Annotated in this window: 14 protein-coding genes; 4 read left to right on the top strand and 10 right to left on the bottom strand. The window is 70.9% G+C overall.

Annotated features, from left to right (window positions below):
- Positions 1–135: 135 nt before the first annotated feature.
- Complete coding sequence (locus E9998_RS00755) at positions 136–372, top strand: hypothetical protein (protein WP_136527793.1); 237 nt, start codon at positions 136–138, stop codon at positions 370–372.
- 56 nt (positions 373–428) lie between these two features.
- On the opposite strand, the gene E9998_RS00750 is transcribed toward E9998_RS00755, so the two are convergent.
- The 9 genes from E9998_RS00750 to E9998_RS00715 form a co-directional block, all read right to left on the bottom strand.
- Positions 429–977 (bottom strand): hypothetical protein, encoded by a 549-nt coding sequence (locus E9998_RS00750; RefSeq protein WP_136527792.1) that lies wholly within the window; start codon positions 975–977, stop codon positions 429–431.
- 24 nt (positions 978–1,001) lie between these two features.
- Entirely contained in the window at positions 1,002–1,634 is a 633-nt protein-coding gene (locus E9998_RS00745) for a MarC family protein (protein WP_240037448.1), read from the bottom strand.
- Between the two features lie 86 nt (positions 1,635–1,720).
- Positions 1,721–2,902, bottom strand: coding sequence for a hypothetical protein (locus tag E9998_RS00740; RefSeq protein WP_136527791.1), 1,182 nt, complete (start codon positions 2,900–2,902; stop codon positions 1,721–1,723).
- A complete protein-coding gene (locus E9998_RS00735) occupies positions 2,899–3,444 on the bottom strand; it encodes a SigE family RNA polymerase sigma factor (RefSeq protein ID WP_136527790.1) in 546 nt (181 codons plus the stop codon). Before E9998_RS00735 ends, E9998_RS00740 begins: the two co-directional genes overlap by 4 nt.
- Positions 3,445–3,697: 253 nt before the next feature.
- Complete coding sequence (locus E9998_RS26625) at positions 3,698–4,519, bottom strand: PH domain-containing protein (protein ID WP_136527789.1); 822 nt, start codon at positions 4,517–4,519, stop codon at positions 3,698–3,700.
- Between the two features lie 13 nt (positions 4,520–4,532).
- Positions 4,533–4,697: a hypothetical protein gene (locus E9998_RS25080; RefSeq protein ID WP_158299657.1), complete on the bottom strand. Its 165-nt coding sequence runs from the start codon at positions 4,695–4,697 to the stop codon at positions 4,533–4,535.
- A gap of 424 nt (positions 4,698–5,121) precedes the next feature.
- Positions 5,122–5,814 (bottom strand): TrmH family RNA methyltransferase, encoded by a 693-nt coding sequence (locus E9998_RS00725; RefSeq protein ID WP_136527788.1) that lies wholly within the window; start codon positions 5,812–5,814, stop codon positions 5,122–5,124.
- A gap of 254 nt (positions 5,815–6,068) precedes the next feature.
- On the bottom strand, positions 6,069–7,991 hold the full coding sequence (locus E9998_RS00720; RefSeq protein WP_240037446.1) for an acetoacetate--CoA ligase: 1,923 nt from the start codon (positions 7,989–7,991) through the stop codon (positions 6,069–6,071).
- A gap of 125 nt (positions 7,992–8,116) precedes the next feature.
- Positions 8,117–9,487 carry an MFS transporter gene (locus tag E9998_RS00715; RefSeq protein WP_240037445.1) on the bottom strand — a complete coding sequence of 457 codons (1,371 nt, stop codon included), beginning with the start codon at positions 9,485–9,487 and terminating at the stop codon, positions 8,117–8,119.
- A 290-nt stretch (positions 9,488–9,777) separates the two neighbouring features.
- On the opposite strand from E9998_RS00715, the gene E9998_RS00710 reads away from it, so the two are divergent.
- From E9998_RS00710 to E9998_RS00700, 3 genes are all read left to right on the top strand, one after another.
- The gene (locus E9998_RS00710) at positions 9,778–10,446 is read left to right on the top strand and encodes a FadR/GntR family transcriptional regulator (protein WP_136527787.1); all 669 of its coding nucleotides are present in this window, start codon (positions 9,778–9,780) and stop codon (positions 10,444–10,446) included.
- Between the two features lie 87 nt (positions 10,447–10,533).
- Complete coding sequence (locus tag E9998_RS00705) at positions 10,534–10,995, top strand: RrF2 family transcriptional regulator (RefSeq protein WP_136527786.1); 462 nt, start codon at positions 10,534–10,536, stop codon at positions 10,993–10,995.
- Between the two features lie 45 nt (positions 10,996–11,040).
- Positions 11,041–11,979: a YihY/virulence factor BrkB family protein gene (locus tag E9998_RS00700; protein WP_136527785.1), complete on the top strand. Its 939-nt coding sequence runs from the start codon at positions 11,041–11,043 to the stop codon at positions 11,977–11,979.
- On the opposite strand, the gene E9998_RS00695 is transcribed toward E9998_RS00700, so the two are convergent.
- Complete coding sequence (locus tag E9998_RS00695) at positions 11,942–15,733, bottom strand: rhamnogalacturonan lyase family protein (RefSeq protein WP_158299656.1); 3,792 nt, start codon at positions 15,731–15,733, stop codon at positions 11,942–11,944. The genes E9998_RS00700 and E9998_RS00695 overlap by 38 nt on opposite strands.
- Position 15,734 lies beyond the last annotated feature (1 nt).

Raw genomic sequence — 15,734 nt, 5'->3', positions numbered from 1 at the left:
TCGCCAGTGCTCCCTCAAACCGGGCCCTGGAACTGCGCACCCTCAAACCGCGCGCCTTCAAATCGAGCGCCCCGGAACCGGCGGCCCCTCGGCCTGGCCGCGCACGGGGTCGCCTCGCGGCGTTAGGCTGCTCCCATGAGCGACCGGTCCGATCTCCCCGCCTACGAAGGGCCGCCCGTGAACGTCCCGCCGCCGCCGGGCTGGCGGGTCGAGTCCGTGGCCCTCACCGGCGAGCCGCGGCGCCTGCCCCCGCAGGACCACGCCGCGATCAACGCCGACGAACAGCGGGCCCGCCTCGTGACCCACTGGATCACCCTGGTCTCGGTGGCCCTCATGTTCACCGTCCTCGTCATCGGCCTCCTCAACGGCTGAGACCCGACGACGAAGCGGCCCCGACCATTCGGTCGGAGCCGCTCTTCCGTACAGGGCTACTGAACCGTGCCGCCCCACTTCATGTCCGCGCCCGAGTGGCCCGACTGGAAGATCAGGAACGCGGCGAGCAGCAGCAGCGCGAGCGCGATGATCCCGACCACGAACATGACGACCTTCCGCCCCGCGGCGGCCGGGTCGTCCGAGGCGACCGCGACCGTGTCGCCGTCCTCCGAGGGCTTCGGCGCGTCGCCGCCGCGCTTGAGCGCGGTCCTGCGGCCGCGGTCGAGGCCGGCGAACAGGCCCCACACCGGGATGAGCGCCACCAGCGTCCACAGCAGCCACCAGCCGTAGTCCTGGTGCTGCTCGATCGCCTCGCTCCAGGCGTTGCCCCCGGACAGGTAGTTCGCGAGCTGCTCGCCGCTCCAGATCGATCCGTACGCCGAAGCGGGCGCGGCGAACAGCAGCACGGCCACCACCCACCCGACCCGCTGCCGCAGTGGCGGCACGAACAGGTACAGCAGGCCGAACAGCACCAGCAGGGCGACCAGGATGATCGGGGCGTGCACCGCCAAGGGGTGAACCGGCAGATCCAGAATCGTCGTCATGGATTCAATTGAACCCTAAAGCGATCACCAAACGGAAGCGCCGGCGGAACTTTCGAACACGGCGACGTAGCCCATGACGGCGTCGGCGATGAGTTGGACGGCGATGGCCGCGAGGAGGACGCCGGCGATGCGGGTGAGGACCTCGATGCCGCCGCGGCGCAGGATCTTCACCAGGAAGCCGGAGAAGCGCATGACCAGGAAGATCGAGACGTGGATGACGACGATCGCCAGCGCGATCCAGAGGTAGTCGACGTTGGACTCCGCCTGCTTCACGAACAGGATGACCGCGACGATCGCGCCGGGGCCGGCGAGGAGCGGGGTGCCGAGGGGGACGAGCGCGATGTTCGAGGTGGCCGCCTCGTTCGGGTCGTCGGCCTTGCCGGTGAGGAGCTGGAGGGCCACCAGCAGGAGCAGGAGGCCGCCCGCGCCCTGGAGCGCGGCGAGGTCGATGTGCAGGTAGCTGATGATCTGCTGGCCCAGGAGGGCGAACAGCGTGATCACGCCGAGCGACAGGCACGTCGCCTGGAGCGCCGCGCGGCTGCGCTGGCGCTGGTCCATGGTCCCCGTCAGCGCCAGATAGATCGGCACGATCCCCGGAGGGTCCATGATGACGAACAGCGTCACCGCCACGGTCAGGAAATATTCGACTCCACCCACGCTGCGAGTATGGCAAGTTCACCAGGTCACAGCCCCGGATTCGCCCACTCGTGTTACGTGCGGCTCAGCCGGGGCCGTGCCGCAGGTCAGGCGTAGTCGAGGACGGGCAGGACGGCCCCGGACGGGATCGCGAGCTCGGTGATGACCGGCTCCTCCCCTTCCAGGTCGAGGAGCTTCCAGCTCGCGTCCCCCGGATTGCCGGCGATCTGCCAGCGGCCCTTCGGGTCGGACCACTGCCCCTCGTACTCGTAGAACCCTTCGGCGTCGGCGGCTTCGTACGCCGCATCGGTGTTCATGAGGGTGTCACCGTCGAAACTATTGCTCGCCCGACCGACGGCCTGCGCCATGAGTTCGGGCGAGTCGGGGTCATCCGCGGCATCGACGAGTCCGGCTTGGAGCTCCTGGTCGTCGGCGTACCCGCACGACTCCTTGTCGCTGGAGGTCCCTGCTTCGGGGTCGAGGTCGGCCACGCAGACGTAGTTCGGATCGCTCTGGTCGGTGAGGACCACCGACTGGAACCCGGCCTGGGCGACCGTCTCCAGCCCCAGGTCGAGGCTGTCGTTGAACATGAAGGCCGAGGAGGTCTCCCCGGCGGTGGAGGACCAGAGCTCGGCGGTGAAGACGGCCGTGGAGTCGCTCCAGTCGGTGAGCGTGATGTCGAAGCTGGTGGTGAAGGTCCGCGGCGCCTCGCCGCCTTCGACGAGGACGTCGGCGAGCCGGTACTCCTCGGAGGTGAAATCCGTGGTGGGCGTCACGATCGCGAACTCGCCGCCGCCGGTGTTGACCTTGACGTAGGCGTCGTAGGACATCGCGTACGGGTCGCTGACACTGCCGTCGCCGGCGTAGACGGTCGCGGCGTCGGCGGTCTCGACGAGGTAGGAGTCGGTCATGCCGTAGACGTTCTCGGGCAGTTCCTCACCGATCGCGAGCCGCTCGTCATCCTCGGTGAGGACCTCGTAGCCGCCCGTGGTGTCCAGGACCGCGAACTCCAGGTCGAACTCGGTCTGGGCCTGGCTGGTGGACGTGTCGCCCGCGATCACGCCCTCGTCGGGGGACACGGGGGCGGTCCAGGGCTGCCACACGAACGCGGCGGCGCCGAGCACGAGCAGGCCGGTGCCGCCTGCGGCGGCGCCGACGCGTCTGCGGCGGCGGATGCGGCCCGCGCCGGCGATGGCGGCGTCGGCCAGGCCGGGGTCGTCGTAGTCGGGCGCGGCCTCGGCGACCTGCGCCAGGCCGCTGCGCAGCAGTGTTTCGAGGTCCTCGCTCACGCCGCCTCCTTCGGTTCCATCGCCAGGCCGAGCGCGGCCGCGGGCGAGCCGAGGCGCTTGCGCAGGCCCGCGAGCGCGCGGGAGGCCTGGCTCTTGACGGTGCCGACGGAGATGCCGAGGGTGTCGGCGATCTGCGGGTCGGTGCGGTGCTCGTAGTAGCGGAGGACGAGGACCGCGCGCTGGCGCTTGGGGAGGGCCGCGATGTGGCGCCACATGGCGTCGCGCATGGCGGTGTGCTCGGTGAAGTCGCGGGAGAGGTCGGGGCGGTCCTCGAAGACCTCGGTGGGCTTCTCGCGGTTGGAGCGCTTGCGCCACCAGGAGGCGTTGGTGTTGTAGAGGATGCGGCGGGCATAGGCGTCGACCGAATCAGTGGTCCTGATCCGGCCCCATGCCAGGTAGGTCTTCGTCAAGGTCGTCTGCACCAGGTCCTCCGCTGTCGCCCAGTTCCCCGTGAGGAGATACGCCGCACGGTGCAGCGCGGCCGAGCGCGCCGCCACGTACTCGCGGAACTCCTCGTCCTGGGACGATTTGGCCTCGCTCACGAGTCTCCCTGAGGGGGTCGAACAACAGACGACTTACCCCCGGTGGGCGGTTGCCCCGTAGGGCGGAATTCTGCCAAAAGATGGGTGTCATCGGCAACCGAGGGTTGGTGCTACGTGAGTATACGAAGTATCTGCAATCGGGTGTGTCCCGGCACCCGGGGGCGCGACGGGCGTCATGGCCCGGGAAGCGCGACACCCGCCGGGGGGCCCGGCGGGTGTCGGTGCGTTCGCGTTGCGTGAGAGCCGTTGCGGCTCAGGCGTCGTCCTTGCTGAGGGCGTCCTCGGGGATGAGGTCCTCCTCGGGTTCGGCCTCGCGCTCGTCGACCGCCTCGGGCTCGTACATCTCCTCGCACATCTGGAGGTACAGCTCGTTGGGGTTCGGCAGGTGCGGGACGTTCCGCAGGGCCTGGTCCTGGCCCGCGGACTCGATGATGAACTCACCGTAGTTGAGCATCCGGCCCATGGGCGTCTGCGAGTACTTCATGTCGGTGACGCGCCCGAGCGGCATCATGGCGACCGAACGGGTGATGACGCCCTGGATGAGCATGATGCGCTTGTTGGTCAGGATGAACCGGTCCATGTACCAGTCCAGGAGCTTCCAGCCCACGAAGCCGAGGACGGCGAGCCAGACGAGGACGGTGGCCCACAGGGCGGTGTCGCGGTTCTCGAAGTCGGCCCTGGTGAGCAGGCCGGAGACGAGCCCCATGATGAAGGTCGCGAGCGTGCCGATGACGAGCCACGGCATGAGGTGGATCCAGTGCCGGCGCCACTCGCCGCGGTACTTCTCGGTCGGGAAGAGGTAGCGGGCGGAGATGGGGGACGGCACGTCGGGGACGGTGACCGTGCGCGGGCCCGAGAGCAGGCCGACGGTGAGGCCGTCGTCGAAGCGGACGCCGTCGATGTCGCTCGCGGCGGTGGCGGGGGCGGAGCCGGCCACGCCGGCGGGGAACTGGTATTCCCGGGTGGGGGAATCGGCGCCCGGGGCGGGACCGTCGGAGGGGGCGCGGGGACTGGGGGGCTCCAGCGGCTCGGTGTCCTTGTTGTCCCCCGAGCCGCCTGCACCGGAATCGGTCATGGTGTCGCCGTCGTCAGGTCACGAGGTTCGTGAAGAACGCCGCGAAACCGTTTGCGGCATCGAGGATTCCGCCGGCGAGGTTGCTGACGACGTCACTAGCTTCACCTGGCCTGAAGGCTACAAAGAACACCAGGAACGCTAGTCCGCCCCATGTCAGAAACTTCTTCAACTTCCTCACCCCTCCCGTCAAGGGTCCTGGCCGATCCTTCGTCTGGCGCAGGCTTGCACGAGTCTACCGTACGAGCATGACTCGGCTTTCAGTTTTGTGAAGGGCCCCTTCGGTGTGCACCGATCGGACCGTGCCGGGAAGCGCTGTCGCCCTGAGGCTCCACTGTCGCCCGACGCCGCCGTCTACCAGCGGTTCGACCTATTCGCTTGTACCACGGGGGAGCTTACCCCAAGTCACCCACCCTTGGCTCAATGTAGGCGCATCGCCGGTACCGGCCCTATGGAAGCGTCCGGTATCCGACAATCGCCGCGACCGCGCTCCGCTTTGAGCACCGGGCTCGGCATTGAGCACCGTCGCGCGGCCAGGTCTCCAGAGTGCCACCGCGGTGCGACGAACGGGGACCCGGCCGGGGTCGGATTTCCGACCGAGCGGCTCAGGCGCCGGGGCGCTGTCCGAACACGTGTTCCCTCACCCACGCGTGCAAGGCGATCCCGCTGGCGACGCCCGCGTTGATCGAGCGGGTCGATCCGAACTGGGTGATCGAGCAGACCATCGCGCAGGCCTCGCGGACCGGTTCGGACAGTCCGGGCCCCTCCTGGCCGAAGACCAGGACGGCCCGCCGCGGCAGGGAGGTGGTCTCGATGGGGACCGAGCCGGGCAGGTTGTCGATGCCCACGACCGCCAGGCCCTCCCCCGCCGCCCATGCCACGAAGTCCTCGACGGTGGCGTGGTGTTCGACGTGCTGGTAGCGGTCGGTGACCATCGCGCCGCGGCGGTTCCAGCGGCGCCTGCCGACGATGTGGACGGACTTCGCGAGGAAGGCGTTGGCGTTGCGGACGACGGTGCCGATGTTGAAGTCGTGCTGCCAGTTCTCGATGGCGACGTGGAAGTCGTGGCGGCGGGCGTCGAGGTCGGCCACGATCGCCTCGCGGCGCCAGTAGCGGTAGGCGTCGACCACGTTGCGCCGGTCGCCCAGGCGCAGCAGTTCGGGGTCGTAGTGGTCGCCCGCAGGCGGCGGGCCCTCCCAGGGGCCGACCCCGACCTCCTCGGACGCGGGGTCCTCAGAGGCGAGGTCCGCGCCGGTTGCGCCGGGTTCGGGCGCCGTCTCGTCAGTCACGCCGACCATTGGAGCACAGGCGGCGGCGCGCCCGGCCGCGCTCGGGCGGCGGGGGACGCCGGGCACGGGCCCGGAGGGCAGCACGCCGCCCCGGCGGCTACGGGGGAAACCGACCGGGGCGACTCGGAACATATTAGCCACCGGCCGCCTGCGATCGGGCACACACCCAAGTGATTTCCCTTGCCGCAGAAGGAAATCGGGCCTTTGGCGCCCCGTGTCACTCAGGCCTCGCGACCGCTTCGGAGCGCGGGCCGGGGCGCCGTTCAAGCCCGGAGGAAGGCCCGGAGCGCCTCGGGGTCGGCGAGCGCGTCCTTGTCCACCGCCTCCTCGGGCTTGACGCCCTTGAGGATCTTCTTGACGGGGACCTCGACCTTCTTGCCGCTGAGGGTGCGCGGGATCGCGGGCACCTGCCGGACCTCGTCGGGCACGTGCCGCGGCGAGAGCTGCTCGCGCAGGGCCGCGGTGATGCGCCGTCGCAGGTCGTCGTCGAGGACCGTGCCCTCGGTGCAGGCCACATAGAGCAGCAGGCGGTCCTGACCCGGGTCGTCCAAGTGGACGACGAGGGAGTCGGCGACGCCCTCGACGGCCTCCACGACCGCGTAGAACTCGGCGGTGCCCATGCGCACGCCGCCGCGGTTCAGGGTCGCGTCGCTGCGCCCGGAGATGACCGCCGAGCCGCGGTCGGAGATGGTGATCCAGTCGCCGTGGCGCCAGATACCGGGGAAGTCGGTGAGGTAGGTGTCCCGGTAGCGGTGCTTGAGAGGGTCGCCCCACAGGCCCACGGGCATGGAGGGCATCGGCGAGGCGATGACGAGCTCGCCCTCGCGGCCGATGTGCGGGCGGCCCTCGGGGTCGAAGGCCTGGACGTCGGCGCCCAGGCAGCGGCACGAGAGCTCCCCGCGCCACACCGGGACGGTGGGCGCGCCGCCGATGAACCCGGTGCACAGGTCGGTGCCGCCCGAGAGCGACTGGAGCTGCGCGGTGGCGCTGATGGATTCGTACACGTAGTCGAAGCCGACGGCCGGGAGCGGGGCGCCGGTGGAGCCGATGCCGTGCAGGCGCGAGAGGTCGGCCTCCTCGCCCGGCTTGATGCCGCGCGAGCGGCAGGCCATGAGGAACGGCGCGCTGGTGCCGAAGAAGGTGGTGCCCGACTCCTCGGCGAGGCGCCACATCCCGGCCGGGTCGGGCATCCCGTCGAACAGGACCACGCCCGCGCCGACGATCGGCGCCGACACCAGGTAGTTCCACATCATCCAGCCGGTCGTGGAGTACCAGAAGAACCGGTCGCCCACACCGAGGTCGTGGTGCAGCGAGTGCATCTTGGCGTGCTCGATCGCCATGCCGCCGTGCGAGTGCACGATGGCCTTCGGCAGGCCCGTGGTGCCCGAGGAGTACAGGATGTACAGCGGGTGGTCGAAGGTGAGTGCCTCGAACTCCACGCCCTCGTCGTAGGCGCAGAAGCGGTCCCAGGTCTCGCCCTCGACCTCGGTGCCGAGGTACGGGAGGGTCACGAGCGCGCCCAGGCCCTCCAGGCCGCGCACGACCCGCTTGAGGTCGGCGGTGCGGTCGATGGACTTGGCGCCGTACTTGTAGCCGTCGACGGCGACCAGGACCTTCGGCTCGATCTGCGCGAAGCGGTCGAGGACGGCCTTGGCGCCGAACTCGGGCGCGCAGCTGGAGAAGACCGCGCCGAGGCTCGCCGAGGCGAGCATGAGCGCGAAGGTCTCGGGGATGTTCGGCATCCAGGCCGCGACGCGGTCGCCGCGGTGGACGCCGTGCGCCACGAGCCCGGCACGGGCGCGGGCGACGGCCTCGCGCAGGTCGGCGAGGGTCCACTCGACGGGGTCGCGGGTGTCGGAGTAGCCGCGCACGAGCACGTCGTCGTCGGCCACGCCCGGCGCGGTGAGCACCGCGCGCGCGTAGTTGAAGGTCTCGTCGGGGAACCAGACGGTGTCGGGCATCGACTCGTCGGCGAGGACCCGGTGCTCGGGCACGGTGGCGCCGAGGCCGAAGTACTCCCACAGCGAGCCCCAGAACGGGCGCAGGTGGTCGACCGAGTACTGCCACAGCGCGGGATAAGAGGTGAGGTCGCGTTCCTCCCGGCGCGACAGCCACTGGCTGAAGCGTCCGATGTTGGTCGTCTCCACCGCGTCGGTCCGCGGCAGCCACAGCACCTCGTTGGTCACGATCGCCTCCCGATTTCCACAACGTTGTGGCCCACAGCACTATCGTGGCACGACTCGGGTTCGCTCCGGGCCGCGGGGGAACCGGGGGTGCGCCCGTTCACCGCTACGAGTGGGGCCCGTGTCCGTTATGCGGGCGCGAGCTCGTCCTCGATGTACCGCTCCCGGGTGATGTAGAGCCCGGCGGCGAACAGCAGGACCGCGAGCGCCCCGACGAGCCCGAACGGCACCGACCACGAGCCGGTGAGCCCGAAGACCCAGCCGACCGCGAGCGGCCCGGCCCCCGCGATGAGGTACCCGCCCGACTGCGCGAACGAGGACAGCGCGCTCGTGCCGGCCGGGGTGCGGGCCCGCAGCCCGAACAGGGTCAGGATCAGCGGGAACACCGAGGTCCCGATGCCGAACAGCGCCATCCACAGCCAGGTCGCCGGCCCGCCGCCGAAGAGCCAGAGCCCGGCGATCGCGGGCGGGTAGCAGGCCATGAGCAGCAGGAACACCGGGCGCGGGCCCCAGCGGACCGTGAGCACCGGGACGACCACCGAGACGGGGATCTGCACGACGGTGAGCACGCCGAGCATCGTCCCGGCCGCGGCCGCGCTCATGCCGTCGGAGGCGAGGATCGTCGTCGTCCAGCCCATGAGGATGTACGCGATGGCCGACTGCGCGCCGAAGGCCACCAGCATCGTCCACGCCAGGCGCGAGCGGCGCACGCCGTGCAGGCGCCCGATCGGCGCGACCCCGGCCGCGGCGGCGCCCGGGCGCCACAGCAGCCACGGGACGATCGCCACGAGCGCCGGCAGCGCCCACACCGCCAGCGCGATCCGCCAGTCGTCCAGGAGGTGGTCGAGGGGCGCGGTGGCCGCGGCGGCGACGGCGGTGCCGACCGCGAGCGTCGTCGAGTACGCGGTGGTCATGAGGCCGATGCGGTGCGGGAAGTAGCGCTTGACGATGACGGGCACGGCCACGTTGCCGATGGCCCCGGCGGCGAGGGCGAGGAGGCTGAAGAGGAGGAAGAGCGCGGTGTTCGGTGCCCAGGCGCGGGCGACGAGGCCGACGCTCATGACCAGGAGCGCGCCGGTGAGCAGCGGGCGGGGGCCGAAGCGGCGGGCGAGGCGGGGGGCGAGGGCGCCGAGGCCGGCGAAGGCGAGCACGGGAAGGGTGGTGAGGAGCCCGGCGACGGTCTCGGACATGCCGAGGCCCTCGCGCAGTTCGGCGAGGATCGCGCCGACGCTGGTGACGGCGGTGCGGAAGTTGAAGGCGGCGAGGACGACGCCGACGACGAGCAGTGCGGCGAGGCGGCGGCCCTCGGGCGTCGCCGGGGCGGCGGGGCCGGCGGGGCCGGTCGGGTCGGCGAGTACGGCGTGCGGGGCGGGTTCGGGGACGGCCTCGGCGGCGTCCTCGAAGGCGGCCTCCACGGCTGCCTCTACGGTGCTGGCCGCGGATCGGTTCGCGGCGGCCGCGTCCTCGGCGTCCTTCGCGGGGGCGGCATCGGTCGTCACGCGGACGGCTCCTTCCGGGTCGGGAACGGATCGGTGGCCCGGTGGGGTGGAGACCGCTGTCCAACCGTGCGGCACGCACAGGTGTGCGCAGTGCCGCGGTCTTTCCTGGGTCGCATGCGCCGGTGCGGAGACCGGGATACGATCGGGTCAATTCATGGGATGAATCGACGGCCTGTCAACGGTATCGCGGCCGCTGTCTGCTTTAATCCTTCTAGTGTTGGGAAACACGCACCCCCCATGGCGGGCCCCCCGGCGGCCGTGGAAACGCTCCGGAGAGGTCTGGTCCGCCAGTGGCACTACAGTCGACACGCAAGTCCGCCCTCGTCGATCAGGTGATCGATCAGCTGCGCCGCCAGATCGCCGACGGCGAGTGGGCGCTCGGCTCGCGCATCCCCACCGAGAGCGAACTGGCCGAGCTCCTCGGCGTCGGCCGCAACACCATCCGCGAAGGCGTCCGGGCGCTGGCCCACGCGGGGCTCCTGGAGATCCGGCAGGGCGCCGGGACGTTCGTCGTCGGCCGCAGCGAGGTCACCGCGGCCGTGCGCCGCCGCATCGCCGCCAGCCCGGCCTCGGACGCGATGGAGGTCCGCCGGGGCCTGGAGGTCGAGGCCGCGCGCCTCGCCGCGCACCGCCGCGACGAGGCCGACATCACCCGGCTGCGCATCCTCCTGGCCGAGCGCGAGGCGACCCACGAGGTCGGCGACACCGAGGCGTTCGTGGCCGCCGACATCGCCCTGCACCAGGCAGTCGCCGAGGCCAGCCACAACAAGCTGCTCGCCGAGCTGTACACCGAGCTCGCCGAGTCGCTGCGCGACACCGTCCGCGCCGGGCTCGGGCCGGTCCTGGCCGAGGAGCCGCACATAGACCACACCCGGGCCGTCGAGGCCGTCATCGCCGGGGACGCCGACCTGGCGGCGGCCGAGACCGCCGCGTACCTGCGCCTGCTCATCGACGACTGAGCGCGGCCCGAGCCTCGGATGACGGCGCCTGCGGGAGATAGAGTCGACAGTGCCGCCCCTTGCGGCGTCGATCTGAATGGAGTCCTCATGCGCCTGTCCGCCCGCGTCGACTACGCACTGCGAGCCGCGGTGGCGCTCGCCGGATACGGCGATCGATGGGTGTCGGCCGAGCAGATCGCCGAGGACCAGGGCATCCCCCGCAAGTTCCTCGAATCGATCCTGCTCCAACTGCGGCGCGGGGGCATCGCGACCTCCAAGCGCGGCTCCGAGGGCGGCCACCAGCTCGCGCGACCCGGCGACCGGATCAGCCTCGCCGACGTCATCCGGGCCGTGGACGGCCCGCTCGTGGGCGTCCGCGGGGAGCGCCCCGAGGAGGTCACCTACGCGGGGACGGCCGCGGCGCTGACGAACGTGTGGATCGCGCTGCGCGTCTCGGAGCGGAACATCCTGGAGTCGGTCTCGCTCGCGGCGGTCGCCGCCGACGACCTCCCCACCTCGGTCACCAAGCTCCTGGAGGACCCTGACGCCTGGGTCATCCGCGGCGCCTGACGCGTCGGGCCCTCGGCGGCGGCGCGGCTCTGCCAGAATCGGAGCGTGAAGTTCCCCGACCTTGGGGCCTGGTGGGACCGCGTGCTCCTGGGGGCCCGGAAGCGGTCCAACCTCGTGGACCACTCCTGGCGCGCGCAGGAACGCTACTTCGAGGTCCACGGCGGCCAGCTCGCCGCCGCCATCTCCTACTACGCGTTCTTCGCGGCCTTCTCCATGTCGCTGCTGGCCCTGGCGATCTTCGGGTTCCTGCTCAACATCCCCGAGATCTACGACTCGGTCGAGGGCTGGCTGTCGACCAACCTGCCGGTCATCGACATCGGGGTCCTGGAGAGCTCGCGCAAGTCGGTGACGATCTTCGCGGCGGTCGCGCTGGTGGTGGCCGGGGTCGCGTGGGTGCAGTCGGTGCGGGCAGCGATCCGCCAGATCTGGGACCTCGACGCCCAGCCGGGGAACCCGATCCTGCGGTGGATCATCGACCTGGGCATCCTGCTGGGAATCTCGCTGCTGCTGCTCATCACGATCGGCGCGACCGCCGGCGCCGAGGTCGTCCTCGCCTGGCTCGACCTCGACGAGGTCACCGGGAACATGGCGCTCGTGGTCCGCTCCGTCTCGGTCCTCGTCGGCCTGGTCGCGAACGCGCTCCTGGCCGCCGTGCTCCTCCAAGCCCTCCCCCGCGTCGTCATGCCCCTGCGACGCGTCGTCTGGGCCTCCCTGGCCGTCTCCATCGGCATGGAGCTGCTCAAGACCGTCGGGCGCCTCTACGTCCTCCAGGTCTCCGACCGCCCCGCCTACCAGGCGGTGACCACCGCCGTCGGCCTCCTCGTGTTCCTCTACCTCTTCAACGTCATGCTCCTGCTCGCCGCCTCCTGGACCGCCACCTCCCTGCGCGGCCGCGCCATCGACCTCTACGAGCGGGCCGCCATCCCCAACGGCGTCGGCCGCCTCTTCAAGCACCGCGAACGAACCGAGGGCCCGGACGCCTGAGCGCCCGGACCCCCGGTGGTGATCGGCACTCTCGCGACGCGGCCGCGCAGACCTGGCCGTTCATGAGGAACATGCCGGGGTCGTGGGGGTCGCCGGTGCCTTGGAAGCCGATCTGCTTCGTGTGGCCCGGTTTGAGCGGGAAGTTCCAGAAGGCCGGGTCGGCGACCATGGCGTCGCCGTCGGCGGCGATGTCGCCGCCCCAGGCGTGCAGGACGGACTCGACGCCGCCGGACCTCCAGGCGAGGTCCCATTCGCCGATCGCGGTGTCACCGGTGTTGGTGACCTTGATCTGGACGACGAAGCCCGAGCCCCAGTCGGCGACCACATCGTAGTCGACCGAGCAGGACGCCGCGGCGTAGGGCGCGTCCGCGGCGTCGCGGGCCGGGCCGTAGGTCACGGTCTGGTACTCGGGGGTCGCCATGTCGTAGCCGAGGAAGTAGCTCGGCCACGGCGGCTGGTTGTACGAGACGTTCTGCCAGGAGACCGCGAGGCGGTACTGCGGGTCGTTCATCAGCGTCGGCAGGGCGTAATCGGAGGCGATGGTGGTGGTGAACAGGCGCACGCCGTCGTTGGACTCCTTGCGCAGGATCACCTCCTCGCGCCAGTCGCCGAGCAGGTCGGCGGTGAGGACCGGGTTGCCCTTGGTGCCGTTGCTGGTCTGCACCCCTTCGGGGGTGAAGATCTCCGACTGGGTGCCCGTCTCCGGGTCCCATTCGGCGATGAACGGGTAGATCGGCACGTAGTTCGGCTCGTCGAACTCGTGGTCGAAGATCTCGCGGCCGAGGTCGCCGTCCCACCAGATCATCGAGTTCGCCGAGGGGATCGAGGTGGAGATGAGTGTGCCGTCGGCGGCGTGGAGCTCGCCTTCGCGGGAGTTCCACGCGCCCGTCGCGGAGGCCGCCCAGCACTCGGCCCCGGGGTAGGCGGGGTCGATGTCGCCGCAGGCGCCGCGGCCGGTGTCGCGGGTGCCCGGGATCGACCAGAGCACGTCGCCCGTGTCGGCGTCGCGGAAGGCGCCGGCGCGGTTGCCCGAGCAGCTCATGCACTCGAAGGGGCTGAAGATCTCCAGGCCCTCGTTCGAGGGGTCGAAGTCCGAGACGTGGAGCGCGTCGCCGTGGCCGAGGCCGGTGGAGTACAGCGGGGTGCCGTCGTCGTTGATCGTCATGGCGCCGAAGACGATCTCGTCGCGGCCGTCGCCGTCGGTGTCGGCGACGGACATCTGGTGGTTGCCCTGGCCGGTGTAGGCGCCGCCCCAGCTGTCGGAGCTGAAGGACCACAGCTGCGGCAGGTTGTCGCCGTCCCAGTTCCAGGCGGTGATCTCGGTCTTGGCGTAGATGCCGCGGTTGGTGATGAGCGAGGGGTGCACGCCGTCGAGGTAGGCGACGGCGGCCATGAGGCGGTCGCCGCGGTTGCCGTAGCAGTCGCCCCACTGGCAGATGTCGCCGCGCTCGGGCGAGAAGTCCACGGTCTCCATGGCGGCGCCGGTCTGGCCGTTGAAGATCGTGAGGAACTCCGGGCCGTCGAGGATGCGGCCGGTCTCGTTGCGGTAGTCCGCGTCGGGGTCGCCGATCACGGTGCCGACGCCGTCGACGGTGCCGTCGGCGGTCTTGAGGGCGACCTCGGCGCGGCCGTCCGAGTCGAGGTCGTAGGCGACCAGCTGGGTGTAGTGGGCCCCGGCGCGGATGTTGCGGCCGAGGTCGACGCGCCACAGCAGTTCGCCGCTCAGCGTGTAGGCGTCGACGTAGACGTTCCCGGTGTAGCCGTTGTGGGAGTTGTCCTTCGCGTTCGACGGATCCCACTTCTGGACGAGCTCGAAGACGCCGTCGCCGTCGAGGTCGGCCGTGGTGGCGTCGGTCGGCGCGTAGGTGTAGGCGACGCCGTCGGGCGTGGTGCCGCCCTCGGGGCGCTCCATGTCGATGTCGATGAACTGGTCGTCCCAGACCTCGAAGGCCGCGGTGTAGCCGGTCTCGACGCCGTCGGCGACCGTGGCGACCCAGTAGGTCGCGTTCGCGGTGCCGCCCTGGTCGGTGAGGTTCGTCAGCTGCGTCGGTTCGGGGGTGATGAGGCGGCCGTCGCGGTAGACGTTGAAGGCGAGGCCCTCGGGGTCGTTCGCGAGGCTGCGCCAGCTCAGGAAGTTGCCGCCGTCGACGGCCACGGCCACGGGCGCGCGGTCGAGGCTCTCGATCTGCTCGGCGCAGTCGGCGCACGGCTCGTCGGGGCCGTCGCCGGAGCCGGGCGCGTCGCCGATCCGGGTGAGTTCGAGGCCGTTCAGGTGGCCGGTCTGGCCGGTGATGTTGACGTTCAGCTGGCCGTCCTCGACCACGATCCCCTCGAAGTCCTTGGCGAGGATGGACTTCGACCCCGCGTTCGCGGCGCCGTAGCCGACCCCTTCGAAGGCCACGTTGGTCCGCGCGGAGCCGAGGTAGTCGCCGACGAACACGCGGGCGCTGTAGAGGCCGTCGGCGACGTCGACCGCGAAGTCGTACGAGCCGCCGAACCAGGCGACGAAGTCCGAGCCCAGCGGGTCCTCGGCGTTGCCTCGGTCGCGGTCGATCGCGCTCGTCATGTCGGTGGTGAAGCCGTAGCCCTTGTCGGCGTCGTAGACGGTGCCGCGGTTGACCTCGGTGTAACCGGGGGCCACGGTCTGGCTCGCGGGCCCGAAGTCGAACTTGAACCCGGCGGTCGCGGTCGCGACCGCGAGGGTGTCCGAATAGGCCGATTCGCCCTTGCCGTTGACGGCGGTGACGGCGAACTCGTAGGCGGTCTCCTCGGCCAGGCCCGCGACGCGGCCGACGCCCGCGGTCGAGGTGGTGCCCAGGCGCCATTCGCCGCCGGGCTCGCGCACGTAGACGCGGTAGATGTCCGCGTCGTCCTGGTCGGCCCAGTTGAGGGTGATGCTCGCGTTGGCGACGGTGGCCGCGGTGACGCCGGTCGGCGCCGCCGGGACGTCGGCCGGGGGCGCGACGTCGACCACGTGATCGCTCAGGGGAAGCCCGAGCGTCGCGGTCTCCTCGGCGACCAGGCGGGCCATCTGGATGGCGCCGTACTCCTGGAAGTGCGTGTCGTCCGCGGTGCCGTTCGGCCGGTTCGGGTAGACCCCGGCCGGGACGTGCAGGAACACCGACTTGGCCTCTTCAGGCCCGATCTCGTTCAGGTAGGCGCGTGAGGAGGCCGAGAGGTCGACCATCGCGACGCCGGTCTCCTCGTGGAGCTCGTAGACCTTCTCGACGTACTCGGGGAAGGAGGTGTTGAACTCGCCGGTGTCGGCGTTGAAGCTGCGGCGCGACACCGGGGTCACGAGGACCGGCACGGCGCCCTTCTCGATCGCGCCCGCGATGTAGTGGTCGCGCAGGTAGGTCTTGTAGTCCTCGGGCGAGGTGTACCGCTCGGGGACCGAGACGGTGGCGTCGTTGTGCCCGAATTGGACGAAGAGGTAGTCGCCCGGCTGGATCTCGTCGAGGATCGCGTCGAGGCGGCCCTGCTCGACGAACGAGCGCGAGGAGCGCCCGCCGATCGCGTGGTTGGCGATCGTGACGTTCTCGTCGAAGTACCGGTCGAGGACCTGGCCCCAGCCGGCCTGCGGCTCGTAGTAGGGGTCGTAGGTCTGGACGGTGGAGTCGGACGCGAGGTAGACGGTGATGGCGTCGTCCTGGGCCTGGGCGGGGGCGCCCGCGGTGAGGACGCCCGCGAGCGCGGTCGCCCCGGCCGCGAGCACCGCGAGGGAGCGGCGCAGGCGAGGGGGTGGAGGAGTCATT

The organism is Glycomyces paridis (genome assembly GCF_004912155.1).
Classification (GTDB): Bacteria; Actinomycetota; Actinomycetes; order Mycobacteriales; family Micromonosporaceae; genus Glycomyces; species Glycomyces paridis.
The sequence above is the reverse complement of the archived record's forward strand: the minus strand, read 5'-3'. Positions and strand labels throughout refer to the sequence as shown.

Bases quoted from the DNA above. Each gene is read 5' to 3' on its own strand.
- E9998_RS00695 (WP_158299656.1), bottom strand. From the start codon at position 15,733: ATGACTCCTCCACCCCCTCGCCTGCGCCGCTCCCTCGCGGTGCTCGCG.
- E9998_RS00755 (WP_136527793.1), top strand. From the start codon at position 136: ATGAGCGACCGGTCCGATCTCCCCGCCTACGAAGGGCCGCCCGTGAAC.
- E9998_RS00725 (WP_136527788.1), bottom strand. From the start codon at position 5,814: ATGGTCGGCGTGACTGACGAGACGGCGCCCGAACCCGGCGCAACCGGC.
- E9998_RS00750 (WP_136527792.1), bottom strand. From the start codon at position 977: ATGACGACGATTCTGGATCTGCCGGTTCACCCCTTGGCGGTGCACGCC.
- E9998_RS00705 (WP_136527786.1), top strand. From the start codon at position 10,534: ATGCGCCTGTCCGCCCGCGTCGACTACGCACTGCGAGCCGCGGTGGCG.
- E9998_RS26625 (WP_136527789.1), bottom strand. From the start codon at position 4,519: ATGACCGATTCCGGTGCAGGCGGCTCGGGGGACAACAAGGACACCGAG.